Source organism: Actinoplanes sp. SE50/110, from assembly GCF_900119315.1.
In the GTDB taxonomy this organism is placed as follows: domain Bacteria; phylum Actinomycetota; class Actinomycetes; order Mycobacteriales; family Micromonosporaceae; genus Actinoplanes.
On the sequence record NZ_LT827010.1, the window covers coordinates 1,627,860 to 1,654,625 of the forward strand.

A 26,766-nucleotide genomic window follows, 5' to 3' on the forward strand; every position below is an offset into this window, starting at 1 on the left:
GCCCGCAGTCATTCGCAAGGAGGAACACCCCGATGCCCGCTGCCAAAAAGGCACCGACCAGACCCGCCACCTCCGGCGCGGCGACAAAGACGATTCCCGGTACGGCCAAACGCACCACCGCCGCGGGCCAACCGGAAGCCGCGACCGGTCGGACCGGCGCCGGCACCCCGCGCCCGGGTGGAACCCGCGCCGCGGCCGCGAGTGCCCGGCCGTCCACCGGAACCGGGCGATCGGCTCGTGCGGTGACCGGGGCGGGTACGGCGAAGGCCGGCGCGGTGGGACGTGCCGCGGCGAAGGTGGGGAGTGGAGTCGCGGTGGCGGCCAAGACCAAGAGCTCGGCGAGTGTGACGGCTCGGGTGTCCGGTAAGGGGGCCGAGGCCAAGCCCGGGAGTTCGCGGGCGGCGAAGGCTGCTGTGGCGAAACCGGTCGGGGTGAAAGCGGGCGTGGTGAAGGCGGGTGCGGTGAAGACCGTGGCCGCCAAGACCGCGTCTGCGAAGACCGCGTCTGCGAAAACGGCTTCGACGAAGGCCGCTGTGGTGAAGGCCTCGCCGGCCAAGGTGGCGTCAACGAAGGTCGCTGCGGTGAAGGTTGCGCCCGCCAAGGCTGCTTCCACGAAGGTTGCCGTGACCAAGGCTGCGCCCGTGAAGACGGTGGCGGGGAAGGCCGGGGCTGCGGCCAAGGCGACTACTTCTGTTCGGAGCGCTGCGGTCAAGGGCGCTGCGGGGAAGGGCACTCCGGCCGGGGCTGCGGCTGCGAAGAGTGCCGGCGCCAAGACGGTCGCGGCTAAGCCGGCTGCGAAGGCGACGGCGGGCAAGAGCGCTCGTGGGGTTGCGGTGGTTCCGACGGCTCGGAGTGGGGCGAAAAGTGCGGCGGTAGGCCGGACGGGGGCTGCCAAGGCGGCTCCGGTGAGCAAGGCGGCGGGGGCGAAGGTGTCCGGGCGGGATGCGACGGCCGGCAAGAAGGTGCCGGCGGCGCGGGCGGCGACTACGCCGAAATCCTCGGTGAAGGGCGCTGCGCCGGCGAAGCGGGGGACGGCTGCGGTGCCCGCGGCTCGGGTGGCGGGTGGCTCGGCTCGGGCGGCGGGTGGATCGGCTCGGGCGGCCACCAAACGGGGCGACAAGCCGGTGACCAAGCCGGTCTCGGCGGCCAAGGCGGTCGTGGCGAGCAAGCCGGCGGTCAAGGGGGTCGCGGGCAGCAAGGTTGCGGTCAACCCGGTCGCAGGTGGCAAGACGACGGTCAAGGCGGTCGCGGCGGCTCGGAGTGCGGGGCGGTCCGGAGTGGCCAAACCGGTCACCGGGCGGGTTGCGGACAGCGCGGTGGCGAAGGCGGCCGCGGGCCGGAAGGCGGTGACGCCTTCGAAAGCTGCGAAGTCGGCGGCGGTGAAAGTGCCGGCCGCCCGGTCCGGTGCTGCCTCGACGGGTGGAGTCAAGGTCGGCCCGGCCAAGGCGGGTGCGGCTGAAGCCGGCCCGGTGAAGGTCGGTGCTGCCAAGGCCAACACGGTCAAGGTTGGCGCTGCCAAGGCGAGCGCGGCCAAGACCGGCGCGGCCAAGGTTGGTGCGGCGGGGACCGGCGCGGCCAAGGGCGGTGCGGTCAAGAGCGGTGCGGCCAAGGTGGGTGTCGGTAAGGCGGGTAAAGACGCTGGGGTGGCTACGGCCCGGCGCGCGTCGGGTGGGCGGCGAGTTGCGGCGGCGAGCAGCAATGTGCCGAACAAGACGCAGGTGACCGTCTCGACCGAGGACGCCGAGAGTAAAGAGTGGCGACGGGCTGGGGATGAAACGGAGATTTCGCCCAGTGAGTTGACGGATCGGCCGTTCCTGGGGGGATGGTTCGCGCCGTCGCGGGACGACACCGAGCCCGCCCGCGACTCCGACCAGTGGGGTGCGGACCGGCCCGACCTGGAAGCGCTCGCGGAGCCGGACAAGGTCGCCGGCGGGACCGGCGGGACCGGAACCACGGATCTGGTGTCGGCGCAGATGGAAGCGTTCGCCAAGAGTGCCCGGGCGCGGGGGCAGCTGTTCCTCTCGCCTGAGGACGAAGGAGCGGTCGAGGACGGCGGGGTGATCCGGAGTACGCCGGTGCGGAAACGGGGTGCCACTGCCGGGCCGCAGGAGGCCGAGCGGGCTGGCGAACCGGGCGGTGGTGGTGCCGGATCGGAGGTGGCTGCGGTTCGGGCGGCGCAGGCCGAGATGGCGGCCACCCGGGCGGCGCAGGCGGGGACCCTCGCGGTGGGCCGGGTCGGGCCGGACCAGCCCGAACCGCCGGCCACTCAGGTGGCGGTCGGCGGCGGGACCGTGCCCGGCGGACCGGCGGGGAAGCGGGCCGGCGGCAGGCTGATCGCGGTGCCGGATGACCCCGGTGTGGCGTACGGCGGGGGCTCCGTGGCGGCTGGACCGTTCGCGGCGGAACACTCCGGGGACGTGAGCCGGACCTCGGTGGAGCCGGGGGCGGCGGATGAGGCTACGGCGAGCGCGGAAGTGGCGCCGTCGCGGATGACCCGGCGGGAAGCGGCGGCCCGGCGGGCGGCGGCCCGGGCTGCGATGAGCGGGTCAGCCGGAACGGCAGGCTCCAGCGGCGCGGTCCGCTCCGGCGGAGTGGGCAGCGCCAGTTCAGGCAGTGCGGCGGGCTCGGGCAGTGCGGCGGGCTCGGGCAGTGCGGCGGGCTTGGGCAGTGCGGCGGGCTTGGGCAGTGCGGCGAGCTCGGGCAGTGCGGCGGGCTTTGGCAGTGCGGCGGGCTTGGGCAGTGCGGCGAGCTTGGGCAGTGCGGCGGGCTCGGACGGGGCAGCTGGTTCGGGCGGGGCGGGCAGTGCCGGCGGCGCGCGGAGTGCCGGCGGCGCGGGCGCTGATGCTGGGGCGCGGCCGACGGGTTCGCGAGCGCAGCGGGTGGTGGCTGACGACGTCCCGGACGACGACTGGGATTCCCGGCCGGCGGCGGACGTCGAAGAGGCGGAAGCCGAGAAGCAGGGCGGGCGTGCACCGCGCAGGACAGCGGGCCGCAGTGCCGGGAGCGGGACGGCCAAGGCCGCACGCGGGGCGGCGGCGAAAGCGGCCGAAGCGGCGGAGGCCGCGGCCCGTGCCGCCGAACTGGCCGATGAGGCGGCCCTGAACGCGATCGAGGAGCAGGAGGTCGCGGCGGCACCGGTGAAAACCGGTGGTCGTGGGCGGGGTTCGAGCACCAGGAGTGCGGCGGGGACGCCGGTCAAGACGGTCGGATCGAAGGCTTCCGGGCGGGCGGCGGCGCCGGTCAAGACGGTGGGGGCGAAAGCGGCTCCGACCCGGAACGCCGCGCCCGTCAAGGCGGTGAAGGCGACGGCGCCCTCCAAAGCAACCGCTGGCAAGGCGACCGCTGGCAAGGCGACCGCTGGCAAGGCGACCGCTGGCAAGGCGACCGCTGGCAAGGCGACGGCTGGGAAGGCGACGGCTGGGAAGGCGACCGCTTCTAGAACGACTGCTTCGAAGGCGGCTGCGGCGGCTGCGGCGCGGGCAGCGGTGGCGGCTGAGGAAGCCGCCTCGACCGGGGTACCGAGCAAGACGGGCGGCCGGAAGGTGGCCGGCCGGGCCGGCGTCACCAAGCCGGCCGGTTCGGCTGCGGGACGCGGCGGAGCCCGGGCAGGAGGCGTCGCGAAGGCGCCGGCCAAGGCTACTGCTGCCAAGGCGGGAGCCGCCGCTACGAAGGCGACTGCGGCGAAGGCGGCGGGAACGAAGGCGACTGCGGCGAAGGCGGCGGGGACCAAGGCGACTGCGGCCAAGGCGACAGCAACGAAGGCGACAGCAACGAAGGCGACTGCGGCCAAGGCGACAGGAACGAAGGCGACTGCGGCGAAGGCGGCGGGGACCAAGGCGACTGCGGCGAAGGCGGCGGGAGCGAAGGCGACTGCGGCGAAGGCGGCGGGAACGAAGGCGACTGCGGCGAAGGCGGCGGGAGCGAAGGCGACCGCGGCGAAGGCGGCGGGAACGAAGGCGACCGCGGCGAAGGCGGCGGGGACCAAGGCGACTGCGGCCAAGGCGACAGCAACGAAGGCGACAGCAACGAAGGCGACTGCGGCCAAGGCGACAGGAACGAAGGCGACCGCGGCGAAGGCGGCGGGGACGAAGGCCACTGCGGCGAAGGCGGCGGGGACGAAGGCGACTCCGGCGAAGGCCGGCGGGGCCAAGGCAGCTGGTGCCGCTGCGGTGAAGAGCACGCGGGGTGGTGCCGTGGCGAAGGCTGCCGGTGCCGGTCGGAGCGGGGCGGCTACTAAGGGGGCGGCGGGGAGCCGGGCTGGAGTAGGGGTGGCGACCGGGGCCAGGGCTGCGGGCGCGACGAAGACTGCGGCGAAGGCGACCACAACGAAGACGGGGACCAAGGCAACCGCCACCAAGGCGACTGCGGCGAAGGCGACCGCCGCTAAGGCGGCTGCAACTAAGGCGGCGGGGACCAGGGCAACTCCGGCCAAGGCGGCGGGGACCAAGGCGACAGCCGCCAAGGCGACCGCCGCTAAAGCGACAGCGACCAAGGCGACGGCGACCAAGGCGACGACGACCAAGGCGACGGCGGCCAAGGCGACAGCGACCAAGGCGACAGCGACCAAGGCGACAGCGACCAAGGCGACAGTGGCTAAGGGGACTGGGGCTAAGGCTGCGGCGACGAAGGGGACCGCGACCAGAGCGACCGGGGGCAGGGCCACGGCGGTCAAGTCGGCTGGTGCCCGGGCGGCTGGTGGTCGGGCGGCGGGCAAGGTGGCTGGGCGGAAGGTGAGCGGGGCTCGGGCCGGGGCCGCGGCGGAGGCTGTCGTCGCGGAGGCGGCGGCGGTGGAGGCTGCGGCGGCGGATTTCGCGGCGGTCAAGGCTGAAGAGGCGATGGAGTCTGCCAACCAGGCGGTCGCTTCGGTGATGGCGGCCAAGTCGGCGGCGGCGAAGGCGGTCAAGGTGGCCGCGAGCAACCGGGCCGCGGCGGCCAAGGCGGCACGGACCAGCAAGGCAGCGGCGGCCAAGGCGGCTCAGGCGGTTGCCGACGACGAGCCGGCGGCCCGGAGCGGTCGGAGCCGGACGACGGCGGCCACGAGCACGACGGGCCGGGCGGGAACGAAGGCGGCTTCCGGTCGGGCGGCGGCCAAGACAGCGGCCGGCTCCAAGCGGACGGTGCCGGCGGCTTCGGCACGGACGGAGACCGCGGTGAGCTCGGCCAGGCGGGCGCCGGCCAAGAGCGCATCGGTCAAGAGCGCATCCGCCAGGAACGACTCGGCCAAGAACGGACCGGTCAAGACCGCATCGGCCAAGGGCGCATCGGCCAAGAATGCGCCGGCCAAGAATGCGCCGGCCAAGAAGGCGGCCAACAAGTCGGTGGCTGCCGGGGCTGGGCGGGCTACCGGGAATGCGGCCAAGGGCACCAAGGCGACTCGGACGTCCGGCACGAACGGAAGTGCGGGCGGCGGTGCGACCGGCGGTGGCCGGAACGCCGCGAAGGCGGCTTCGGCGTCGCGGGCCAGCGCGGTGCGCAAGCCGGCGGGTGCGGTGCGCCGCAGCCGGTAGCCATAACCGCTGGCGGTAGCCATAACCGCTGGCGGTAGCCGCTGGCGGTAGCCGCTGGCCGCAAGCGGTAGTGGTGGCCGGTGGCCGGTGAACGTTGAGAGGTCAGTGAGCCGCGCCCCGGGTCCGGGTCGCGGCTCACTTCTTTGCGTCGTCGGGGACGAGCCGAAGGTGTGGTGAGTGGGCCGGCCGAGGGTGCGGCTGGTAGGAATGGCGCGTGCCGATCAAAAGGGTGTGGGCGCCGCAGATCGACTTCTCGGTTCTCCGGCGGGAGCTGAAGCTGCCGGGGGAGTTCCCGGCTGAGGTGATCGCCGAGGCGGAGCGGGTGGCCGGGGAGATGCCGGAGCTCGCCGACCGGACCGATGTCCCGTTCGTGACGATCGACCCGGCCGGGTCGCAGGATCTCGACCAGGCGATGTTCCTGGAGCGCCGGGAGTCGGGCGGCTACCGGGTGCGGTACGCGATCGCGGACGTCGCCTCGTACGCCCGGCCCGGTGGGGCGATCGAGGCGGAGAGCTGGGTGCGCGGGCAGACCGTCTATCTGCCGGACGGGCGGATCCCGCTGCACCCGCCGGTGCTCAGCGAGGGCGCGGTCAGCCTCTTCCCGGACGTGGACCGGGCCGCCGTGGTGTGGACGATCGACCTGGACGCGGACGGGGCGACGACCGGGGTGGCTCTGGAACGGGCGCGGGTGCGCAGCCGGGCCAAGCTGGACTATCCGGGCGTGCAGCGGGAGCTTGACGGCGGCAGCCCGTCCGAGCAGGTGACGCTGCTCGCCGAGATCGGCGCGCGGTTGGCCCGCCGGGCCGCCGACCGGGGAGCGGTCAATCTGCCGCTGCCGGCTCAGGAGGTGGAGCGCGACGGCGACGGCTGGCGGCTGGTGCTGCGCGCGCCGCTGCCGGTGGAGGAGCACAACGCGCAGATCTCGCTGCTCACCGGGATGGCCGCGGCGCGGATCATGCTGGACGGCGGGATCGGGCTGCTGCGGACCATGCCGGCGCCGAAACCGGAGGCGGTGGCCGGTCTGCGGGTCGCCGCCGCGTCCCTCGGGGTGCCCTGGCCGGACGGGGCGAGCGTCGGCGCGGTGGTGGCGTCGGTGGATCCGGGCAGCCCGCGGGGCGCGGCGTTTCTCGACCAGGCGGCGGAGCTGCTGCGCGGTGCCGGGTACACCGCCTTCGGCGGGGACGCCGGGCCGCCGCCGTCCGACGTCGGGCACGGCGGGGTGGGCGCGGCGTACGCGCACGTCACGGCACCGCTGCGGAGGCTTGCCGACCGGTACGTGACGGAGGCGTGCCTGGCCCTGCACGGGGGCCGCCCGGTGCCCGGGTGGGTGCGGGAGGCGCTGCCCCGGCTGCCGAAGCAGATGTCCGCGACCGACCGGGTCGCCGGCGCCGCCGACCGGGGTGCGATCGACCTGGCCGAGGCGGTGCTGCTGCAGGGCCGGGTCGGGGAGACGTTCGACGTGGCGGTCCTGGACCGGGAGGACGCCTCCGGGAAACGGCCGGCCGGCGGCATGGTGGCGCTCGACGAGCCGGCCGTGCGCGCCCGCTGCCTCGGCGACCTGCCGCTGGGCTCACGCATCCAGGCGCGGCTCACCGAGGCCGACCCGTCGACCCGCACGGTCCGCTTCGAGAAGGCGTGACCGGAGACATTCGTACGGCCGCCGCCGGAGAAGCCGGACCGGCCGGAGACCGCAACGGCGGGGACCGCCGGGAGCGGGCCGGGCGCCGCGCGCGAGCTCCTGGGGAGCGTCGCGCGCGGCGGCGGTGCTCACGGCGTACTCGACAACGGGTTCAGAAGGTGTGCTCCGGAGCGGGGAACTCGCCGGAGCGGACCTCGTCGGCGAACTGCCGCGTGGCCTCGGTCAGCGCGCCCGCCAGGTCGGCGTAGCGTTTGACGAACCGCGGCGCCTTGCCGGTCCGCAGCCCGGCCATGTCCTGCCAGACCAGCACCTGGGCGTCGGTGTCCGGGCCCGCGCCGATCCCGACCGTGGGAATCGACAACTCCTTGGTGACCTGCTTGGCGACCTCGCCCGGAACCATCTCCAGGACGACCGCGAAGGCGCCCGCGTCGGCGACCGCCCGCGCGTCCGAGATCACCTCGGCGCCCTCGTTCTCCCGGCCCTGCACGCGGTAGCCGCCGATCGCGTGCTCGCGCTGCGGGGTGAAGCCGATGTGCGCCATCACCGGGATGCCGGCACCGGTGATCGCCTCGATCTGCGGGGCCATCCGGCGGCCGCCCTCCAGCTTCACCGCGTGGCAGCCGCCCTCCTTCATGAACCGGACGGCGGTGCGCAGCGCCTGTGTGGGTGACTCCTCGTAGCTGCCGAACGGCAGGTCACCGACGATCAGCGCGGTCCTGGTGGCCCGCACCACGGCGCGGACCAGCGGCAACAGTTCGTCGACGGTGATCGGGACGGTGGTCTCGTATCCGAACACGTTGTTCGCCGCGGAATCGCCGACGAGCAGCACCGGCACACCGGACTGATCGAAGATCGAAGCGGTGTACATGTCGTACGACGTGAGCATCGGCCACCGGTCGCCGCGGACCTTGGCGTTGAGCAGGTCACGGGTGCGGACCCGGCGGGTTGCGGGACCGCCGTACAGGGTCGGGATCTCCGACATGTCGTCACTCTCCTCCCTCGAGGCCGCCTGATGCGGTCCCCGGGTGTTGCGAGCATCGTCGCACCGGGGAAAGGACCTCGGTCAGGGGTCAGTGGAGGTTTTCACACCATCCCACCGCCCCGCTCACCACCCGGGAAACGGATTAAAGTACCTGTCCCTCCCGGAACCTGTTGGTGATCGGCAGCCGGCGGTCCCGCCCGAACGCCTTCCCGGAGATCTTGGTGCCCGGGGCGGCCTGGCGGCGTTTGTACTCGGCCAGGTCGACCATCCGCAGCACCCGGTCGACCAGGGCCGGGTCGTTCCCGGCCGCGATCAGCTCGGCGCGCCCGAGGTCGTGGTCGACATACCCCTTGATGATCGGATCAAGCACCTCGTAGTCGGGCAGTGAATCCGAATCCTTCTGATCCGGGCGCAGCTCGGCGCTCGGCGGCTTGCTGATCGAATTCTCCGGGATCGGTGCGTCCGCCTGCGTGTTCCGCCAGCGGGCCAATTGCCACACCATGGTCTTCGGTACGTCCTTGAGGGGGTTGAAGCCGCCCACCGAATCGCCGTAGAGCGTGGAGTAGCCGACCGCGAGCTCACTCTTGTTGCCGGTGGTGAGCACGAGGTGGCCGTCGGAGTTGGAGAGTGCCATCAGGATCACGCCGCGGACCCGGGCCTGCAGATTCTCCACGGCGACACCGGACAGCGACATGTTCGCCAGGAAGGCGTCGACCATCGGCTGGATCGGCTCGACGCGGTATTTCAGGCCGGTGCGGCCGGCCAGGTCGGCGGCGTCGTCCTTGGAGTGCTCGGAGGAGTAGCCGCTGGGCAGCGAGACGCCGGTGACCCGGTCCGGGCCGAGGGCGTCGACGGCGATCGCGGCGACCACGGCGGAGTCGATGCCGCCGGAGAGACCGAGGATCACCGAGCGGAAGCCGTTCTTGTCGACGTAATCCCGGAGACCGAGGACGAGAGCGGACCAGATCTCGGCGGAGTCCTCGAGGCGATCCTTGGCGGGGGCCGTCCGGCGGTCGCGGAGCATGGCCGGCTCGCCGGTGATCGTCGTCCGACTTACCGCCATGGTGTCGCTCACCTCGGTTTCCACCCGGGGCTTCGCCGCGTCGGTGGAACCCTCCGGATTCGGCTCGGCGTCCGCCTCCGGCAGATCGAGGTCGTGGACGAGCAGTTCCTCGCTGAACTGCCCGGCCCGCGCCAGCAGCTCGCCGTCCGGTCCGACGATCATCGAGTCACCGTCGAAGACCAGCTCGTCCTGACCGCCGACCAGATTGACGTACGCGACGGTGGCGCCCGCCTCGGCCGCCCGCCGCTGCACCAGCGGGAGGCGGACGTCGTCCTTGTTCAACTCGTACGGCGAGGCGTTGATGGTGACGACCAGCCCCACACCGGCCCGGCGCGCCGCGGTGAACGGGCCGCCGGCCTGCCAGATGTCCTCGCAGACGGTGAGCGCGATGTCGATCCGGTTGAGGCGCACCACGGTCAGCGTGTCACCGGGCTCGAAATACCGGTCCTCGTCGAAGACGCCGTAGTTCGGCAGATGGTGCTTGAAGTAGGTCGCGACCACCTCGCCGCGGTGCAGCAGCGCGGACGCGTCGCGGCGCCCGGTCCCCGGCGTGGCGTCCGAGCTGATCCGGGCCGGCCCGTCGGCGTCCACATAACCCACCACCACCGCCAGCTCGCCCAGCCCGTCGGCGGCCAGCTCCGCGGCCAGCTCGCCCAGCGCCCGTCGGGACGCCTCGACGAACGAGTTGCGGAACACCAGATCCTCGATCGGATAGCCGGTCAACATCATCTCCGGGAAGGCCACCAGGTGCGCGCCGGCCTCCGCGGCGGCCCGTGACCAGCGGCGGACCGCGGCCGCGTTACCGGCCAGGTCGCCGACCGTCGAATTCACCTGAGCGAGGGCGATGCGCAGCGTGGGCATGCGCCTCATTCTTCCCCAGCGGAGGCGTCCCGGAGTTCGACCCGGGCCGACGTCACAGGGCAAGGTCAGCGTAGTCTCGGCTCGACGGGTTGACAGCGGGGCGAGGGGTGGACGTGGACCGACAGCAGGAGTTCGTGCTTCGCACGCTCGAGGAGCGCGACATCCGTTTTGTCCGTCTCTGGTTCACCGATGTCCTCGGCACGCTGAAAAGCGTGTCGGTGGCCCCGGCCGAGCTGGAGTCCGCCTTCGAAGAGGGCATCGGCATCGACGGCTCCGCCATCGAGGGCTTCGCCCGGGTGTTCGAGTCCGACATGGTCGCCATGCCCGACCCGACCACCTTCCAGGTCTTCCCGTTCGAGGGCGGCGGCAGCGGCGAGAGCGCCCGGATGTTCTGCGACATCCTGCTGCCCGACGGCAACCCCGCCTGGGCCGACCCGCGCCACGTGCTGCGCCGCGCCCTGGCCCGGGCGGCCGAGAAGGGCTTCACCTTCTACACCCACCCCGAGGTCGAGTTCTTCCTCATCCAGGACCAGGACAACGACGGCTCGGTGCCGATCCCGGTCGACACCGGCGGCTACTTCGACCACACCACCCACGCGGTGGCCCGCGACTTCCGCCGCCAAGCGGTGCTCGCCCTGGAACGGATCGGCATCTCCGTCGAGTTCAGCCACCACGAGGTCGCCCCCGGCCAGCAGGAGATCGACCTGCGGTACGCGGATGCGCTGACCACCGCGGACAACATCATGACGTTCCGGCACGTGGTCAAGGAGGTGGCGCTCTCCCAGGGGGTGAAAGCCACCTTCATGCCGAAGCCGTACACCGACCAGCCCGGCTCGGGGATGCACACCCACCTGTCGCTGTTCGAGGGCGAGCGCAACGCGTTCTACGACAGCGAGGACCCGCAGAAGCTGTCCAAGACGGCGCGCGCGTTCATCGCCGGCCTGCTGGTGCACGCCCGGGAGTACACCGCGGTCACCAACCAGTGGGTCAACTCGTACAAGCGGCTGTTCCCGATGCAGCTGCCCGACCGGATCACCGAGTCGCCGGCGTTCGTCAGCTGGGGCCACCTCAACCGGTCCGCCCTGGTCCGGGTGCCGGCCTTCGGCAAACCCAACTCGGCCCGGGTCGAGGTCCGCTCGCTCGACTCGGCGACCAACCCGTACCTGGCCTTCGCGGTCATGCTCGGGGCCGGTCTCAAGGGCATCGAAGAGGGTTACGAGCTGCCCGCCGGCGCCGAGGACGACGTGTGGTCGCTGTCCCCGGCCGAGCGCAGGGCGGCCGGCTACGAGGCGCTGCCGGAGAACCTGTCCGAGGCGATCGACGTGATGGCCGGGTCGGAGCTGGTCGCCGAGGTGCTCGGCGAGCACGTCTTCGACTTCTTCCTGCGCAACAAGCGCGCCGAGTGGGAGCAGTTCCGGCGTGAGGTGACGCCCTACGAGCGGCAGCGCTACCTCGGCGCCCTCTGACCGTCCCGACCCCGGGGCGGCGGTCTTCCCTGGTCGCCGCCCTCGCCGGGGTTGATCGCCCGGCCGGGCGGCTGATCTCCCCCGGGTCGCCGCTTCCGCCGGGGTGACGGCCGGTCCGGACTGCCGCCGCCTCCCGAAGTCTCGTCACACGGGGTACGGTCTGCTCTGACGTCATGCGACAAGGGGGAAGTGGCTGTGCTGCAGGACCTGCTGGAAGGCGCGGGGCGGAGCATCGTCTTCGGCCTGATCGGGATCGGCCTGATGGCCGTCGGTTACGTGCTGATCGACCTGCTCACGCCGGGCAAGCTGCGTGACCTGATCTGGACCCGGCGCAACCCGAACGCCTCCCTGCTCCTGGCCGCCAACCAGCTCGGCATCGCCGCGATCGTCTTCACCGCGATCTTCACCACCTACGACTCCTTCGGCCAGGGCCTCGCCTCCACGGTCCTGTTCGGCCTGATCGGCATCGCGATCATGGGCTTGGCCTTCCTGGTCCTCGACTGGATGACCCCCGGCAGACTCGGCGAAGTCATCTGCACCGACGACTTCCACGGCGGCGCCCTGGTCAGCGCCGCCTCCCACTTCGGCGCCGCCCTCATCGTCTGCGCCTGCATCGCTTGAAACCCGATCCGCCGTGCCGGGAGCGGTTCTCCCGGCCGGACGCACCGGGCTGATCCCGCACATGGGGTCATGCGGTGATGGGACCCCGCGCCTCAGCGGAAACGTCCGGGGCCACGGCGCGACTCCGGGTACCGCGAGCGGATCGGGCGTGGGGATCAGCCGGTGCGGCCGAAGTCGCCGATGGCGGCCTGCAATCCGGCGCGGCGGACGCGGGGGATGTCCTCGGCGATGGCGCCGGCCGCCAGGATCACCGCGACGGCGGCCAGCTGGGCGACGGCCAGGAGGTGCCCCAGCGGGACGGTGGCCAGGCAACATGTGGCCACGATCACGCGGTAGCCCGGGCCGGGCTGGGCCAGCAGGCGCAGGAAGACGGCGTGACCGAGCAGGTAGACGGCGACGCCGCCGCCCAGCATCAGGGCCTCCGGCCAGTGCAGTGCCTCGAACGTGTGGCCGAGTGTCTTCTTGATCCCGACCGCGGTGATCACGATGCCGAGGAGCATCGGGATGTGCGCGTACCCCCAGGCGTTCAGGGCCAGGCGGCCGCGCCGGGCGGGATCGTCGACCGCGGCCAGGACGTGCTCGGAGCGGCGGTCGCCGTCGGCGAAATAGGTCCACCACAGGTAGTAGGCGATGGCCAGGCCGAGAACCGCGGCCAGGATCAGGTCGCCGCCGAGATGGCCCTGGCCGCCGACACCGACGCCGATCGCGATGACCGACTCGCCGATCGCGATGATCATGACGAGGCTGTGGCGCTCGACGAAGTGGCCGGCCGCGATGTGGTGCAGCCCGATCGGGTGCGAGTAGCTCGCCAGCACCTGCACCACCGGGGCGGCCAGCCAGCACAGGTGCCGCCACGGCTCGGGCAGCACCCCGCCGGTCAGCACGAGCAGCGCGGCCAGCAGGTTCATCGGCCCGAGAGTCCGCATCACCCGCCGCGCGTCCGGCCCGGCCTGCAGGAACAGCACCGAATGGGTGACGTTGACGACCACGTAGGCCACCCCGAACAGCCAGCCGTTGTGCCCGAACGCGTCCGGGATGGCCAGCGCCATCACCAGGAACCCCGCCATCCCGGCCAGCAGCAGGGTGCGCCGGGTGGTGGTGGTCGGGGCGACCGCGTTGGTGAGCCACGCATACCCCGAATACATCCACCAGACGACGACCAGGACCAACAGGACGTCGACCAGGCCGGACCAGGTCGGGTGGTGGGCGAGCGAGTCGGCGAGCTGGGTCACCGTGAAGACGAAGACGAGATCGAAGAACAGCTCGAGTGTGGACACCCGGGGCTCGGGCGACTCCTGCGTCATGCTGCAGACCTTAGGCGGTCGGCGGTGACTGCGGGGTGCCGGCGCCGTACCGGGAGATTGTCGTACCCCCGCTCTAGCGTGCTGGGCGTGAACCGTACCGACCGGCTCTACGCCCTTGTCGAGGAATTGCGGGCGGTCGCACCCCGGCCACGCAGCGCCCGCTGGCTCGCCCAGCGCTTCGAGGTGAGCGTCCGCACCGTCGAGCGTGACATCGGCGCCCTGCAGCAGTCCGGCACCCCGATCTACGCCGAGCCGGGCCGCACCGGCGGTTACTGCCTGGACCGGGCGCACACCCTGCCCCCGGTCAACCTGACTCCGGAGGAGGCGGTGGCGATGGCGCTGGCCCTGCGCCGGCTCGACGGCACCCCGTTCCGGCAGCCGGCGGCGAGCGCCTTCCGCAAGCTGGTCGCGGCGATGCGGACCGACGACGCGGCCGCCGCGCAGGAGCTGGCCGAGCGGATCCACCTGGTCGGTGGGATCGTCCCGGCCGTCATGCCCCGCGCGGCGGTCGGCGCGCTGCCGATCGGCCGGGTCCTGCGGATCGGTTATGCCGACCGGTCCGGCGCCGTCACCACCCGCGACATCGAGCCGTTGGGATATGTCGGCATCCGCGACCAGTGGTATCTGATCGCCTGGTGCCGACTGCGCGACGGCGTCCGGATCTTCCGCACCGACCGGATCAGCTCGGTGGTGCCGACCCGGGAGGTCGCGCCGGCCCGCCCGTTCACCGAGGATGATCTGGACATCCCGGTGACCCGGCGGGAGCGGCTCACCCTGCTCGTCAGGACCGCGGAGCCGGCGGGGTGAAGACGCCGAAGAGGTTGCCGAGCGGGTCGGCGAGCCGGGCGAAGACCAGCCCGTTGGCTTCCCGCTGCGGCCCCACCAGGACTGTCGCCCCGCCGGCCACGGCCTGACGGCAGACCGCCTCGGTGTCGGCCACCACCACCAGGAAGATCGCCTGCTGCGGCGCCTTCCCCCCGGTGCCGTAGAAGCCGCCGAACGGCGCCCCGCCGTCCGGCCCGGTGACCATCCGGTACGCCTCGCCGTCCAGTCCGATGGACGTGTCGTCGTCGGTGAAGGTCCAGCCGAACAGCTCCCCGTAGAACTTCTCGGCCTCCGCCGGGTGGTCGGTGCCGACTTCGATCCAGCCGATGGTGTTCATCTCGTTCTCCTTCGTTGGCGTCGACAGAACTCTCGCGGGCCGGCCCGACAGCGTCCTGTCGGTGTTTGCCGGCGAGTAATTCGTTAGCCTCGTCACGTGAGGACAGCGCTTGTCATCGAGAACGATCCGACCGACGACCTCCGGCGCCTCGGGGAGTGGCTCACCGAGGCCGGGCTGGAGCTGACCGTGCTGCGCCCGCACGCCGGCGACGATCTGCCCGAGACCCTGGACGACTTCGCCGCCCTGATCGTGCTCGGCGGCGATCAGAGCGCCTATCCGGATGCGGCCGGCGCCCCGGGCGCCCCCTGGTTCCCGGCGTTGGAGGGGCTGTTCCGCAAGGCGGTCCGCAACCGGGTGCCGACGCTCGGCGTGTGCCTCGGCGGGCAGCTGCTGGCCAGCGCGCACGGCGGTCTGGTGGAGCGCAGTCCGGCCGGCCCGGAGATCGGTCCGGGGCTGGTCGGCAAGCGCGACGCGGCCGACACCGACCCGCTGTTCCAGTGGGTGCCGCTGCTGCCCGACGTGATCCAGTGGCACCGTGACGAGATCACCGAGCTGCCGCTGAGCGCCACCCTGCTGGCCGCCTCCAGCCGTTACCCGCATCAGGCGTTCCGGATCGGCGACCGGGCCTGGGGCCTGCAGTTCCACATCGAGTGTGACGCCGCGATGATGGCCGACTGGGTCCGGCTGGGCGCCGCCGACCTGGACGAGCTGGGCTACGACGGGGAGGCGGTGGTGCACGCGGTCGCCGGCATCCTGCCCGACGTCGAGGAGGTCTGGCAGCCGTTCGCGGCCCGGTTCGCCGCGCTGGCCCTGGGTCAGCTGCCGGATGCCGGGATGCCGAAGACCCTGCCGCTGCTGGGGCAGTGAGGTGACCCGCCCCACCCGGCTGGCGCGGTACGGTTTCGCCGACTCCGGGGCCGATCTGCTCGGCCCGCGCGGTCTGCGGCTGTGGGACGCCGAGGGTCCGGCCGGCGCCGACGCGGCCGAGCTGATCCACGCCCTGTCCCGGGCCGCCGACCCGGATCTGGCGCTGCGCCAGTTCCACCGGCTGGTCGACGCGGTGTCCCGGGCCGCCGAGCGGGCCGCCGGGGCCCGCCCGACCGGGCCGACCGGTGAGATCACCGCGAACGACGCCACCCGGGAGGTGTTCGGCGAGCTGTTCCGGGATCACGGTCTGCGCCGCCGGCTGGTGGCGGTGCTCGGTGCCTCGTCGACGCTCGGCGATCACCTGGTCGCCAACGAGCAGGAGTGGCGGGCGCTGGCCACGACGAAGAGCGGGCTGCCGCCCGATCCGGAGGGGCACCTGGAGCTGGACGAGCCGACCGTGCCGGCGTTGCGCCGGGCGTACCGGATCGCCCTGCTGCGGATCGCCGCCGCCGACCTGACCGGTGGCCGCGGTCTGGAGCCGACCATGGCCGCGCTGTCGACGCTGGCCGACGAGACGCTGTCCGCGGCGTACGCGATCGCGGTGGCCGCGCTGCCGGCCGGCACCCCGGAGCCGCGTCTGGCGGTGGTGGCGATGGGCAAGTGCGGCGGCAACGAGCTGAACTACATCTCCGACGTCGACGTGATCTTCGTGGCGGCCGGCGACGAGGATCTGCCGGCCGGCACCACGGTCGCGGCCCGGCTGATGGAGATCTGCGGTCAGGTCGCCTGGCCGGTGGACGCCGCGCTGCGCCCGGAGGGCAGCCGTGGCCCGCTGGTCCGCACCCTCGCCAGCCATCAGGCCTACTACCGCAGGTGGGCGCGGACCTGGGAGTTCCAGGCCCTGCTCAAGGCCCGCCCGGCGGCCGGCGACCTGGCGCTGGCCGGGGAGTGGCTGGCCGATCTGGCGCCGCTGGTCTGGCATGCCGCGGAGCGGCCCGAGGCGGTCGCCGACGTGCGGGACATGCGCCGCCGGATCATCGACAACGTGCCGGCCCGCGAGCTGGACCGGGAGATCAAGCGGGGCCCGGGCGGGCTGCGGGACATCGAGTTCGCGGTGCAGTTGCTGCAGCTGGTGCACGGCCGGGTCGACGAGTCGCTGCGGCTGCCCGGCACGCTGCCGGCGCTGCGGGCCCTGGTCTCCGGGGGCTATGTGGGCCGGCAGGACGGTGAGACGCTGCTGCGCGGCTACCGTTTCCTGCGGGCCGTCGAGCACCGGCTGCAGTTGCAGCACCTGAAGCGCACGCACACCGTTCCGGACGATCCGGCCGGGCTGCGCTGGCTGGCCGCGGCGCTCGGCTACACCGCGCTGCCCGGCCAAGGCGCGGTGGAGGCGTTCCGGTCGGACTGGATCGGGCACGCCGCGAACGTCCGCCGGCTGCACGTCAAGCTGCTCTACCAGCCGCTGCTGGAGGCGGTGGCCCGGGTGCCGGCCGACGCGCTGCGGATGACCCCGGAGTCGGCCCGCAAGCGGCTGGAGATCCTCGGTTTCGCCGACCCGGCCGGCGCGCTGCGCCACCTGGAGGCGCTGACCGGCGGCGTGACCCGCACCTCGGCGATCCAGCGCACCCTGCTGCCGATGCTGCTGCAGGATTTCGCCGACGCGCCGGAGCCGGACCGGGGCCTGCTCAACTACCGGCAGGTGTCGGACAAGCTGGGCGGCACCCCGTGGTATCTGCGGCTGCTGCGCGACGGCGGCCCGGTCGCCCGCCGGCTGGCCCGGGTGATCGGCCTCTCCCGGTATGCCACCGATCTGCTCACCCGCGACCCGGAGGCGTTGCGGCTGCTGGCCGACGATGCCGAGCTGCAGCCCCGGTCCCGGGAGAAGCTGCTCGACGGGTTCGCCGCCGCGGCGGACCGGCACGCCGGGGACCCGGTCAAGGCGATCGCCGCGGTCCGCGCCCTGCGCCGCCGTGAGCTGTTCCGGCTGGCCTGCGCGGACATCCTGTCCCAGGCCGGTGATCTGGCCCCGGCCCACCCGGTCGACGTGCACGAGATCGGCGCGGCGCTGTCCGCGGTCACCGACGCCACGCTGAACGCCGCCCTGCTGATCGCCCGGCGGGCCCGACCGGGTCCGCCCGGGATGCGTTTCGCGATCATCGGGATGGGCCGGCTGGGCGGCTACGAGATGAGCTATCCGTCGGACGCCGACGTGCTGTTCGTCTTCGACGGCACGGATGACGGCGCCGCGGCGCACGCGGTCGCCGAGGAGACGCGCCGGCTGCTCAACGCCCCCGCCCCCGATCCGGCGCTGGGCGTCGACGCCGATCTGCGCCCGGAGGGCCGGCAGGGCCCGCTGGTCCGCAGCCTGCAGGCCTACCAGCAGTACTACGACCGCTGGTCGAAGGTGTGGGAGGCGCAGGCGCTGCTGCGCGCCCGCTTCGTCTGCGGTGACCACGATCTCGGCGTGGCGTTCGAGGCGCTCGCCGACCGCAAGCGGTACCCGGACGGCGGCTTGAGCCGGGACCAGGTCGTCGAGATCCGCCGGATCAAGGCCCGGGTCGAGACCGAGCGGCTGCCCCGCGGCGCCGACCCGAACACGCACACCAAGCTGGGCCGCGGCGGCCTGGCCGACGTCGAGTGGGCGGTCCAGTTGCTGCAGTTGCGGCACGCCCACGAGGTGCCGGATCTGCGCCGCACCGCGACCCTGGAGGCGCTGGCGGCAGCCCGGGAGGCCGGCCTGGTGGAGGCGGCCGACGCCGCCGCGATGGCCGACGGCTGGACGCTGGCCGCCCAGGTCCGCAACGCGCTCACCCTGGTCCGCGGCCGCCCGACCGATCAGCTGCCGCAGCACGGCGTCGAGCTGGCCGGCACGGTGCTGCTGCTCGGCGGCGGTGACCCGGGCGAGTTCGTCGACCGCTACCTGCGCCTCACCCGGCGGTCCCGGGCCGCCATGGAACGGGTCTTCTCCTGACCGCTCACACCGCCGCGGCGATCACCCGGGTCAGCGAGGCGTGCAGCCGGTGCAGGTCGTCGATCGGCATGCCGAGCCGTGCCACCACGGCCGGCGGGATCCGCAACGCCTCGGCCCGCAGCGCCTCACCCCGCTCGGTCAGCGTGATCGCCAGGCTGCGCTCGTCCGCCCGGTCCCGCTCACGGCGCAGGTAACCGATCGCTTCCAGACGCTTGAGCAGCGGCGACAGCGTGCCCGGATCGAGCGCGAGCAGCTCGCTGAGCCGGCGCACGGTCAGCGGCGACTCCCCCCAGAGCGCGAGCATCACCAGATATTGCGGATGCGTCAGGCCCATCGGCTCCAGCAGCGGCCGATAGAGCGCCACGACGCTGCGTGCCGCCACCGACAGCGCGAAGCACACCTGTCGTTCCAGAGCCAGCGGATCATCATCCACGGGGGCGTCGTCGGTCACTTGCGGTTCTCCTCAGGTCGTTGGTTATCCTACCAATAGTTGGGGCACAAACAGTTGGCCCGCCAACTAGACGAGGAGTGCGTCGTGGCGACGTTCCAGGACCGGTTCGCGCGATGGTTCCACGAGACCTTCGACGACATGTGGTTCCGCTCGCTGATCGGCCCGGCCCAGACGAAGGGCGCCGTCCAGGGCTGCGACGCCTTCGCCCGCGAGGGCTGGAAGGCGGACCTGGAACGCCGCAAGCAATACACTCGCGACCAGCGCGAACTCAAGCGGGCCCGGCGTGCGGGGGCCCGCTGACGGTCACCTTCAACCTCGTGATGTCGGGCGCGCCGGTCGATGACTGATCGCCGCTGATCGGGGGCGAGCGGTCCCGGCGACCCGGCCGCCGGCGCGTCCACCACGATCCCCGCGCCCTTCCCTATCCGCTGGTGGGCGCAGTCCGAATCACATCCGACCCGACCCGACCCGGCGCCGCGGACCGGGGGCCCCATACGTTGCAGGCTGTCACGGTAGGGTCGTCGCCATGCCGCGTCCGCCTCTCATCCGATATGCGGGGCTCGCAGGTAGCACCCTGTTGTCAGGTGCCGCGCGGCTCGGCGGCGCGCACCGCCCGTGGGAACCGACGGTGACCCCGTGGACGATCGTCACCGGGCAGAACGGAATCCTGCTGCCGGTGTTCTGGCTGATCGGGATCACCCTGCTGATCGGCGCCTGGCTGGCCGGGCGACGGGTGGTCCCGTCCGCGCGGTGGGCGTTCGTCACGGCCGGGCTGTGGGCGTTCCCGCTGGTGCTGTTCCTGCCGCTGGGCAGTTACGACACCTACTCGTACGCCTGCCAGGGCTGGCAGCACGCGGCCGGGCTCAACCCGTACGCCGGCGGGGTCGATCTTCTGGGTTGCCCGTGGTCCGACGCCGTCGCGCCGATCTGGCGCGCCACCCCCGCCCCGTACGGCCCGGTGTTCCTGACCCTCGCCGCCATGGCGGCGCGGGAGGGCGGTTCGCTGGCCGGGACGGTGGCGCTGCTCCGCCTGATCGCCGTGGCCGGGGTCGCACTGCTGGGTGCCTGCCTGCCGGTGCTGGCCCGCCGGGCCGGTGTGCCGGCCGCTCGCGCGGTCTGGCTGGTGCTGGCCTGTCCGTTGCTGCTCATCCACCTGGTGTCCGGCGCGCACAATGACGCGGTGATGGTCGCGCTGCTGGTCGCCGGCCTGGCGGTCGCCTCGACCGGCCGGGGCTGGCCGGCCGGTGTGCTGATCGGGCTCGCGGTGGGGGTGAAGGTCACCGCGATCGTCGTGCTGCCCTTCCTGATCTTCCTGGTGCCGAAGCCGCGCTGGCGGGCGGCCGGCGAGTTGGCCGGGGGCGCGGCCGGCGCGCTGCTCGTCGCCTCGCTCGGCTCCGGGCTGGGCCTGGGCTGGATCGGCGCGCTCGTGGACAGCGGCGTGTCGGTGCAGTGGACGTCGCCGCCGACCGCGGCCGGGATGACCCTGGAGCTGTTCGGCGTGCCGCACGGCGTCCCGGTCACCCGGATCCTCGGCATGCTGGCCCTGGTCGCCGTGCTGATCGCCCTGTTCCGGCGGACCGCGCGAGGCGGCGATCCGCTGTTGTACGCCGGGCTGGCGCTGGCCGCGACGGTGCTGCTCGCCCCGGTCTTCCACCCGTGGTACGCGACCTGGCCGCTCGCCGTGCTGGCCGCCACGCTGCCCCGGGACACCCGGTGGCTGGCCGTCCCGTGCGCGGTGGCCGCCGCCCTCTGCCTGCCCGACGGATACAACCTCGCCCTGGCCACCAAGGCTCTGGGTGCTGTCGGGATGACTGTGCTCGCCGGTTCTCTAGCGTGGAAAGTGCTGCATGAAGCGAATCGTGTCCCTGGTCGGGTCGGCGTTGCTGGCGGTGGTTCTGATATTCACCGCGGTGCACCGTAACCAGTTCTTCGACTCCAAGGTCTACTACGGGGCGGTGAAGTACTGGTTCCGCGACGGCGGGATGGTCTACGACTGGCTGAAGCCGGGCACGCCGTACGGCTTCACCTATCCGCCGTTCGCCGGCCTGGTGATGTCGCCGATGTCGGTGCTGCCGTTCGCCGCCGTGGTGGTGCTCGCCTCGATCGGCACGGTGCTCACCACCGCGCTGCTGGTCTGGTGGCTGGCCGGGTCGGTGCTACGCCGCACCGGCCACCCGCTGTGGTTCGTCTTCGGGCTGGCCTGCTGTGCCGGGCTGGCTTTCGAACCGGTCCGGGAGACGTTCAGTTTCGGTCAGGTCAATCTGCTGCTGCTGACCGTGGTGACCGGCGACATGCTGTTCGGGGTCGCCCGCGGCCGCTGGTGGGGTGGCATCGGCATCGGGCTGGCCACCGCGATCAAGCTGACGCCCGGAGTCTTCATCCTGTATCTGCTGGTGACCCGCCGGTGGAAAGAGGCGGGCACCGCGATCGGCGCGGCCGCCGGGGCGTCGGTGCTGGCCGGCGCGCTGTTCCCGGATCAGTCCCGGGAGTTCTGGACGTCCGCGCTGTGGGACACCAACCGGGTGGGTTCGCTGCAGTTCCTCTCCAACCAGTCGGAGCGCGGCATGATCGCCCGACTGCCGTACGACCAGATCGGCTCGAAGATCTGGCTGGTCTGCGTCCTGATCACGCTGGTCTGGTGGGGGCTGCGGGTGGCCCGGAACCCGGGTGACGTGGTCGGCGGCCTGGCCCTGACCGGCGTGCTGGGCTGCCTGGTCAGCCCGGTCACCTGGATCCACCACTGCGTGTGGCTGATCCCGGCGCTGATCCGCTGCCTGGAGCGTGGCTGGTCGGGGGTGGGTCGCGGGCCGGCCTGGCTGGCCACCGCCGCGTACGTGCTGATGACCTCGCATCTGGCCTGGCTGTGGGAGAACCGGCCGTGGCCGCCGATGGCGATCCTGGGCAGCAACCTCTACGTCCTGTTCAGCCTGGCTCTGCTGATCTGGACGCCGATCGGCGCCGGGGTCCCGGCCCCGGATCCGGCTCCGGAGAAGGTGCTGACCGGCGCTGACGGGCGCTGATCACCGCGTCAGCGGATTGTCAGCGGTCCCCGGCACGGTGGCCGCATGGGACATGACACCACCACCGCCGTCTACGCCGAGGGCCTGGTGAAACGCTACGGCGACACCACCGCGCTGGCCGGGGTGGACCTCGCGGTCCGCACCGGCACCGTGCTGGGGCTGCTCGGCCCGAACGGCGCCGGCAAGACCACCGCGGTCCGGGTACTGGCCACCCTGGTCCGCCCGGACGCCGGGCACGCCACGGTGGGCGGCTTCGACGTGGTCCGCCAGGGCCACCAGGTGCGCCGGCTGATCGGCCTGACCGGCCAGTACGCCTCGGTCGACGAGCAGCTCACCGGTTTCGAGAACCTGCTGATGATCGGCCGCCTGCTCGGGCTCACCCGGCCGGCGGCCCGGGCCCGGGCCGGGCAGCTGCTGGACCGCTTCGACCTGGCCGACGCGGCCGGCCGGGCGGCCGGGAAGTACTCCGGTGGCATGCGCCGCCGCCTGGACCTGGCGGCCAGCCTGGTCGGCGAGCCGCGCCTGCTCTACCTCGACGAGCCGACCACCGGGCTGGACCCGCACAGCCGCAACGAGGTGTGGGACATCGTCCGGGGGCTGGTCGCCGACGGCACCACGGTGCTGCTCACCACCCAGTATCTGGAGGAGGCCGACCGGCTGGCCGACGAGATCGTGGTGGTCGGCCACGGCCGGGTGCTCGCCACCGGCACGCCCGAGCAGCTCAAGGCCCGGACCGGGGCACAGACCGTGACGGTGCGTCCGGCCGACCCGGATGATCTGGAGAAACTGTCCGGCGAGGTGGGCCGGGTCGCGGCCGGGCCGGTCGAGGTGCGCGGCGATGCGGTGGTCGCGCCGGTCAGCGGCCCGGGGGCGCTGACCGCGCTGGTCCGGAGCCTGGACGACGCCGGCCTCCCGGTGTCCGAGCTGGCGCTGCGCGGCCCGAGCCTGGACGAGGTCTTCCTGAGCCTGACCGGAGCCGCCGCATGAGCACGACGACCCTGCGCCACACCGCGACGCTGGCCTGGCGGACGCTGGTGCAGATCCGGCACAACCCGTTCGAGCTGATGGACTTCAGCATCCAGCCGGTGATGTTCCTGCTGCTGTTCACCTATGTCTTCGGCGGGCAGATGGCCGGCTCCCCGCAGGAGTACCTGGCTTTCGCGCTGCCCGGGATCATCGCGCAGAACCTGCTCTTCGCCAGCCTGACCACCGGCGTCGGCCTGAACACCGACATCAGCAAGGGTGTCTTCGACCGACTGCGGTCACTGCCGATCTCCCGGTTCTCGCCGCTGGCCGGCCGGATCGTGGCCGACGTGATCAAACAGGCGTGGGCGCTCGCGCTGCTGCTGGGTTTCGGCATGCTGCTGGGTTTCCGGATCACCACCGGCCCGCTGCCGGTGCTCGGCTTCTTCGCCCTGCTGCTCGGCTTCGCGGTGTCCGTCTCCTGGGTGTCCGTGCTGCTCGCGATGCTGGTCAGCGAACCGGCCCGGGTGCAGATCTTCGGCTTCGTGCTGATCTTCCCGATCACGTTCGTGAGCAGCGCGTTCGTCCGCACCGACAGCATGCCGGGCTGGCTGCGCGGCTTCGCGGGGGTGAACCCGACCACGCTCCTGGCCGACGCCGGCCGCGGCCTGCTCACCGGTGGCCCGGTGGCCGGCCCGGTCACCGGTGCGCTGATCTGGGCCGCCGCGCTCTTCGCGGTCTTCGCCCCCCTCTCCGTCCAGGCCTTCCGCCGCCGGGTCTAATCCGGCCGCGGCCAGCGCGGTGTCCATGGTGACCGCCGTGGCCCGGCCGAACGCCGCCGCATAGCCCGCGTCGCCCAGTGCGGCGCGGGCTTCGCCCGCCACGATCACACCCGCATTGACGGTACGGTCGACCGACCCCCGCACCGCGTCAGCGGCACCCAGCAGGAACGCCGCCCGCTCCGGATCCGCCTCGCGCAGCGCCAGGTCGGCCCACCCGGCGAGCACCTGGGCGATCATCGGCGAATCCCGGGTGCGCACCGCGATCCGCAGCGCGGTCTCGTGCTCGGCCCGCGCCTCGGCGAGCCGGCCGGCGGTCGCCTCGATCAGCCCCCGGGTGCTGTGCGTCATCGCCCGGAACTGCGGCGCCAGCGTCGAACCGGCGATCAGTGCCACGGTCCGGTCCACCTGCTCGCGCGCCTCGTCCAGCCGGCCCTCCTCGCGGGCGAGCGTCGCGGACACGTGGTGCACCGACGCCATCACCTCCGGAATGCCGAGGTCGGCGGCGTACTCCCGGGCCTCGTCCAACGCCCGGTACGCCTGCTCCCGCTGCCCGTGCAGCCACAGCTGATAGGCCAGCTTGGCGCCCATCTGCGGGACGTCCTCCCGGATCCCGACCTCCCGCAGCAGCTCGACCGCCTCCCGCTGCCAGCCGACCGCCTGCGCGAAGTCGCCGCGTGCTGCGGTCAGGTCGGCCAGTGCGCTCAGCGTGAACCCGATACCCCAGCGGTCGCCGACCGCCCGGAACCCGGCCAGCGACGCCCGCAGGTCCGCCTCGGCGACCTCGGCCGGCTCCCCGAAATTCAGCCGCACCTGCCCGACGATCATCCGGGCGACCGCGCGCAGCCACGGATCCGGGTCGTCGACGATCGTCGCGGCGGCCTGCTCCGCATCCGCCCGCCGGGTCCCGTACAGCGCCGCGACCAGCCCCAGCATCCGCAGCCCCGGATGGCTGCCCGGATGCGGGTCGGCCAGCTCCAGCGCCCGGTTGAAAGATGCCTTCACCTCGGCGAACGCCATCGGGCCCTCGACCCCGTTGAGCGCCGCCAGGGTGTACGCCAGGGCCAGCTCCTGCCGGTCCGCCGGGCCGTCCAGGGCCAGCGCCGCCAGGCACAGCGTGGAACCCTCGGTCCGGTGCCCGCACAGCCACCAGTACCAGCCCAGGTTCGCCACCAGGGCGACCGCGGTGGCCCGGTCGCCGGCCGCCAGCGCGGCCCGCAGCGAGGCGTGCAGATTGTCGTGCTCGGCCCGCAGCCGGGCCATCCAGACCAGCTGCTCGGCCCGCCGCAGATGCGGCTCCGCCGCCCGGGCCAGCGCCAGCAGATGATCGGCGATGGACCGGCGCGACGACTCGGTCTCGCCGGCCTCGGCGAGCCGCTCCAGGCCGTACTCCCGAATCGTCTCCAACATCCGGTAGCGCCCGTCCGGCTCCAGGATCAGCAGCGACTTGTCCACCAGCGCGCTGACCACGTCCAGGTCGGCACCGCAAACCCGCTCGACGCCCGCCAGGTCGGCGCCGCCGGGCAGCGCGGCCACCCGCCGCCACAGCCGGCGCTCCGGCTCGGACAGCAGCTCCCAGCTCCAGTCGACCACCGCCCGCAGCGTCCGATGACGCGGCAGCGCGGCCCGGTTACCGCCGGTCAGCAGCCGGAACCGGTCGGTCAGCCGGTCCGCCAGCATCGCCGGCGGCAGCGTCCGCAGCCGGGCCGCGGCCAGCTCGATCGCCAGCGGCATCCCGTCCAGGGCCCGGCAGATCCGCACCACGCTCGCCACGTTCCCGTCGGTCAGCGCGAACCCGGTCGCCCGGTCCAGCAGCAGCCGCACACTCGGAAAGCCGGCCGCGGTGGTGGCGTCCGACCCGGCCGGCGGCAACGGCAGCGGCTCCACCGGATGGATGCCCTCGCCCGGGATCCCGAGCGGCTCCCGGCTCGTCGCCAGTAGCCGCAACCCGGGCGCGGCCCGCAGCAGCGCCGCGGCGACCTCGGCGGCGGCCTCGATCAGATGCTCACAGTTGTCCACGATCAGCAGCAGCTCCCGGCCGGCCACCGCGTCCCGCAACCGGGTCAGCGGATCACGGCCCGGCTGCTCCCGCAGGCCCAGGGCGGTCAGGACGGCCTGCGGCAGCTCCGCGGCGTCCCGTACCGGCGCAAGCTCCACCAGCCACGACGCACCCGGCAGCCGGCCGCCCACCTCGACCGACAGCCGCGTCTTCCCGCTGCCGCCCGGCCCGGTCAGCGTGACCAGCCGATGCGTGCCGATCAGCGCGACCACCCGCCGGACGTCGGTCTCCCGGCCGACGAAGGTGCTCAGCTCGGCCGGCAGATTCCCGCGCGGGCCCGGCCGCTCCTGGCGGAGCAACTCCCGGTGCAGCGCGGTCAACTCGGCGGACGGGTCGGTGCCCAGCTGCTCACGGAGCCGGACCCGGATCCGCTCGAACGCGTCCAGCGCCCGCCCCGGACTCCCGGCCCGACGCAAAGCCCGGATCAGCAGCGCGGCCAGCGGCTCGTCCAGCGGGTGCGCGGCGACCAGGGCCTCCAGCTCGGCGACCACGTCGCGGTGCGCCATCTCGGCCGCCAGCCAGGCCTTCTGCGCGCGCAGCCGGACCTCCTCCAGATGGACGTCGGGAACCTCCAGCTCCCCGCGCCACATCCGCAGTGCCGCCCCCGGATCCCGGTCGGCGCACGCCAGGAAACGCAGCGCGTCCACCCGCCCCGGATCCAGCACCAGCCGGTAGCCGGTCGCCGTCGCCTCGATCCGCAACCCCGGCGCCGCCCGCCGCAACCGCGACACCAGCGCCTGCACCGCGTTCCCCGCGCCGGCCGGCGGCGCCGCACCCCACAGACCGTCGACCAGCCGGCCCGTGGAGACGCTGCGCCCCGCGTCACGAGCGAGAAGAATCAGCAGCGTCCGCAGTCGGACGCCACCGATCGGCACCGGCGCACCGTCATCGGCGCGCAGCTCCAGCGGGCCCAGCACCCCGATGTCCACGCGTCGATTCTGCCTCGCCGACCGCACCCGCGGTTCCGCATCGTCCCGCTGGCCGCTCGGCCCATGGTCCACTGTGGCGCAGCGCTCGATGGGTCCTTCGGCGAGCGTCTCCTTGCTTGACG

Annotated in this window: 17 protein-coding genes and 1 pseudogene; 12 read left to right on the forward strand and 6 right to left on the reverse strand. The window is 73.1% G+C overall.

Annotation, left to right across the window (positions count from 1 at the left end; genetic code table 11):
* The first annotated feature begins 314 nt into the window (after nucleotides 1-314).
* Together ACSP50_RS41630 and ACSP50_RS07385 are read left to right on the forward strand one after the other, a co-directional pair.
* On the forward strand, nucleotides 315-5,507 hold the full coding sequence (locus ACSP50_RS41630; RefSeq protein ID WP_155123452.1) for a hypothetical protein: 5,193 nt from the start codon (nucleotides 315-317) through the stop codon (nucleotides 5,505-5,507).
* A gap of 214 nt (nucleotides 5,508-5,721) precedes the next feature.
* Nucleotides 5,722-7,146 (forward strand): RNB domain-containing ribonuclease, encoded by a 1,425-nt coding sequence (locus ACSP50_RS07385; RefSeq protein ID WP_014688531.1) that lies wholly within the window; start codon nucleotides 5,722-5,724, stop codon nucleotides 7,144-7,146.
* Between the two features lie 151 nt (nucleotides 7,147-7,297).
* Here ACSP50_RS07385 and panB read toward each other — a convergent pair whose 3' ends face one another.
* Both panB and ACSP50_RS07395 read right to left on the reverse strand, forming a co-directional pair.
* Entirely contained in the window at nucleotides 7,298-8,128 is an 831-nt protein-coding gene (gene panB, locus ACSP50_RS07390; protein WP_014688532.1) for a 3-methyl-2-oxobutanoate hydroxymethyltransferase, read from the reverse strand.
* A gap of 142 nt (nucleotides 8,129-8,270) precedes the next feature.
* Nucleotides 8,271-10,061: an NAD+ synthase gene (locus ACSP50_RS07395; protein WP_369793903.1), complete on the reverse strand. Its 1,791-nt coding sequence runs from the start codon at nucleotides 10,059-10,061 to the stop codon at nucleotides 8,271-8,273.
* 104 nt (nucleotides 10,062-10,165) lie between these two features.
* Between ACSP50_RS07395 and glnA the strand changes: the two genes are divergently transcribed.
* Both glnA and ACSP50_RS07405 read left to right on the forward strand, forming a co-directional pair.
* Nucleotides 10,166-11,518, forward strand: coding sequence for a type I glutamate--ammonia ligase (glnA, locus tag ACSP50_RS07400; protein ID WP_014688534.1), 1,353 nt, complete (start codon nucleotides 10,166-10,168; stop codon nucleotides 11,516-11,518).
* A gap of 195 nt (nucleotides 11,519-11,713) precedes the next feature.
* Nucleotides 11,714-12,139 carry a DUF350 domain-containing protein gene (locus ACSP50_RS07405; RefSeq protein WP_014688535.1) on the forward strand — a complete coding sequence of 142 codons (426 nt, stop codon included), beginning with the start codon at nucleotides 11,714-11,716 and terminating at the stop codon, nucleotides 12,137-12,139.
* A gap of 155 nt (nucleotides 12,140-12,294) precedes the next feature.
* Here the strand turns inward: ACSP50_RS07405 and ACSP50_RS07410 are convergent, their stop codons facing one another.
* Nucleotides 12,295-13,443, reverse strand: coding sequence for a low temperature requirement protein A (locus ACSP50_RS07410; RefSeq protein ID WP_014688536.1), 1,149 nt, complete (start codon nucleotides 13,441-13,443; stop codon nucleotides 12,295-12,297).
* An 87-nt stretch (nucleotides 13,444-13,530) separates the two neighbouring features.
* Here ACSP50_RS07410 and ACSP50_RS07415 point away from each other — a divergent pair, with 87 nt between their 5' ends.
* Nucleotides 13,531-14,250 carry a YafY family protein gene (locus ACSP50_RS07415; protein ID WP_043513698.1) on the forward strand — a complete coding sequence of 240 codons (720 nt, stop codon included), beginning with the start codon at nucleotides 13,531-13,533 and terminating at the stop codon, nucleotides 14,248-14,250.
* Here the strand turns inward: ACSP50_RS07415 and ACSP50_RS07420 are convergent.
* Entirely contained in the window at nucleotides 14,225-14,605 is a 381-nt protein-coding gene (locus ACSP50_RS07420; protein ID WP_014688538.1) for a VOC family protein, read from the reverse strand. The genes ACSP50_RS07415 and ACSP50_RS07420 overlap by 26 nt on opposite strands.
* Before the next feature lie 96 nt (nucleotides 14,606-14,701).
* Here ACSP50_RS07420 and ACSP50_RS07425 point away from each other — a divergent pair, with 96 nt between their 5' ends.
* Nucleotides 14,702-15,472, forward strand: coding sequence for a type 1 glutamine amidotransferase (locus ACSP50_RS07425; RefSeq protein WP_014688539.1), 771 nt, complete (start codon nucleotides 14,702-14,704; stop codon nucleotides 15,470-15,472).
* Nucleotides 15,432-18,443 carry a bifunctional [glutamine synthetase] adenylyltransferase/[glutamine synthetase]-adenylyl-L-tyrosine phosphorylase gene (locus ACSP50_RS07430; protein ID WP_085945549.1) on the forward strand — a complete coding sequence of 1,004 codons (3,012 nt, stop codon included), beginning with the start codon at nucleotides 15,432-15,434 and terminating at the stop codon, nucleotides 18,441-18,443. Before ACSP50_RS07425 ends, ACSP50_RS07430 begins: the two co-directional genes overlap by 41 nt.
* 4 nt (nucleotides 18,444-18,447) lie before the next feature.
* Here the strand turns inward: ACSP50_RS07430 and ACSP50_RS07435 are convergent, their stop codons facing one another.
* Nucleotides 18,448-18,894, reverse strand: a complete 447-nt coding sequence (locus ACSP50_RS07435) for a MarR family winged helix-turn-helix transcriptional regulator (RefSeq protein ID WP_014688541.1) — start codon at nucleotides 18,892-18,894, stop codon at nucleotides 18,448-18,450.
* 84 nt (nucleotides 18,895-18,978) lie between these two features.
* Here ACSP50_RS07435 and ACSP50_RS07440 point away from each other — a divergent pair, with 84 nt between their 5' ends.
* The 5 genes from ACSP50_RS07440 to ACSP50_RS07460 all read left to right on the forward strand — a co-directional run bounded on the left by ACSP50_RS07440 (nucleotide 18,979) and on the right by ACSP50_RS07460 (nucleotide 23,659).
* Entirely contained in the window at nucleotides 18,979-19,194 is a 216-nt protein-coding gene (locus ACSP50_RS07440) for a hypothetical protein (protein ID WP_014688542.1), read from the forward strand.
* 226 nt (nucleotides 19,195-19,420) lie between these two features.
* Complete coding sequence (gene mptB / locus ACSP50_RS07445; protein ID WP_014688543.1) at nucleotides 19,421-20,815, forward strand: polyprenol phosphomannose-dependent alpha 1,6 mannosyltransferase MptB; 1,395 nt, start codon at nucleotides 19,421-19,423, stop codon at nucleotides 20,813-20,815.
* Entirely contained in the window at nucleotides 20,742-21,914 is a 1,173-nt protein-coding gene (locus ACSP50_RS07450; RefSeq protein WP_043510988.1) for a glycosyltransferase 87 family protein, read from the forward strand. Before mptB ends, ACSP50_RS07450 begins: the two co-directional genes overlap by 74 nt.
* Nucleotides 21,915-21,959: 45 nt before the next feature.
* The gene (locus tag ACSP50_RS07455; RefSeq protein ID WP_014688545.1) at nucleotides 21,960-22,901 is read left to right on the forward strand and encodes an ATP-binding cassette domain-containing protein; all 942 of its coding nucleotides are present in this window, start codon (nucleotides 21,960-21,962) and stop codon (nucleotides 22,899-22,901) included.
* Between the two features lie 77 nt (nucleotides 22,902-22,978).
* Complete coding sequence (locus tag ACSP50_RS07460; protein ID WP_231957009.1) at nucleotides 22,979-23,659, forward strand: ABC transporter permease; 681 nt, start codon at nucleotides 22,979-22,981, stop codon at nucleotides 23,657-23,659.
* A 2,409-nt stretch (nucleotides 23,660-26,068) separates the two neighbouring features.
* Here ACSP50_RS07460 and ACSP50_RS43765 read toward each other — a convergent pair.
* A pseudogene (locus ACSP50_RS43765) lies at nucleotides 26,069-26,305 on the reverse strand (BTAD domain-containing putative transcriptional regulator); the annotation flags it as partial.
* Between the last annotated feature and the right edge of the window lie 461 nt (nucleotides 26,306-26,766).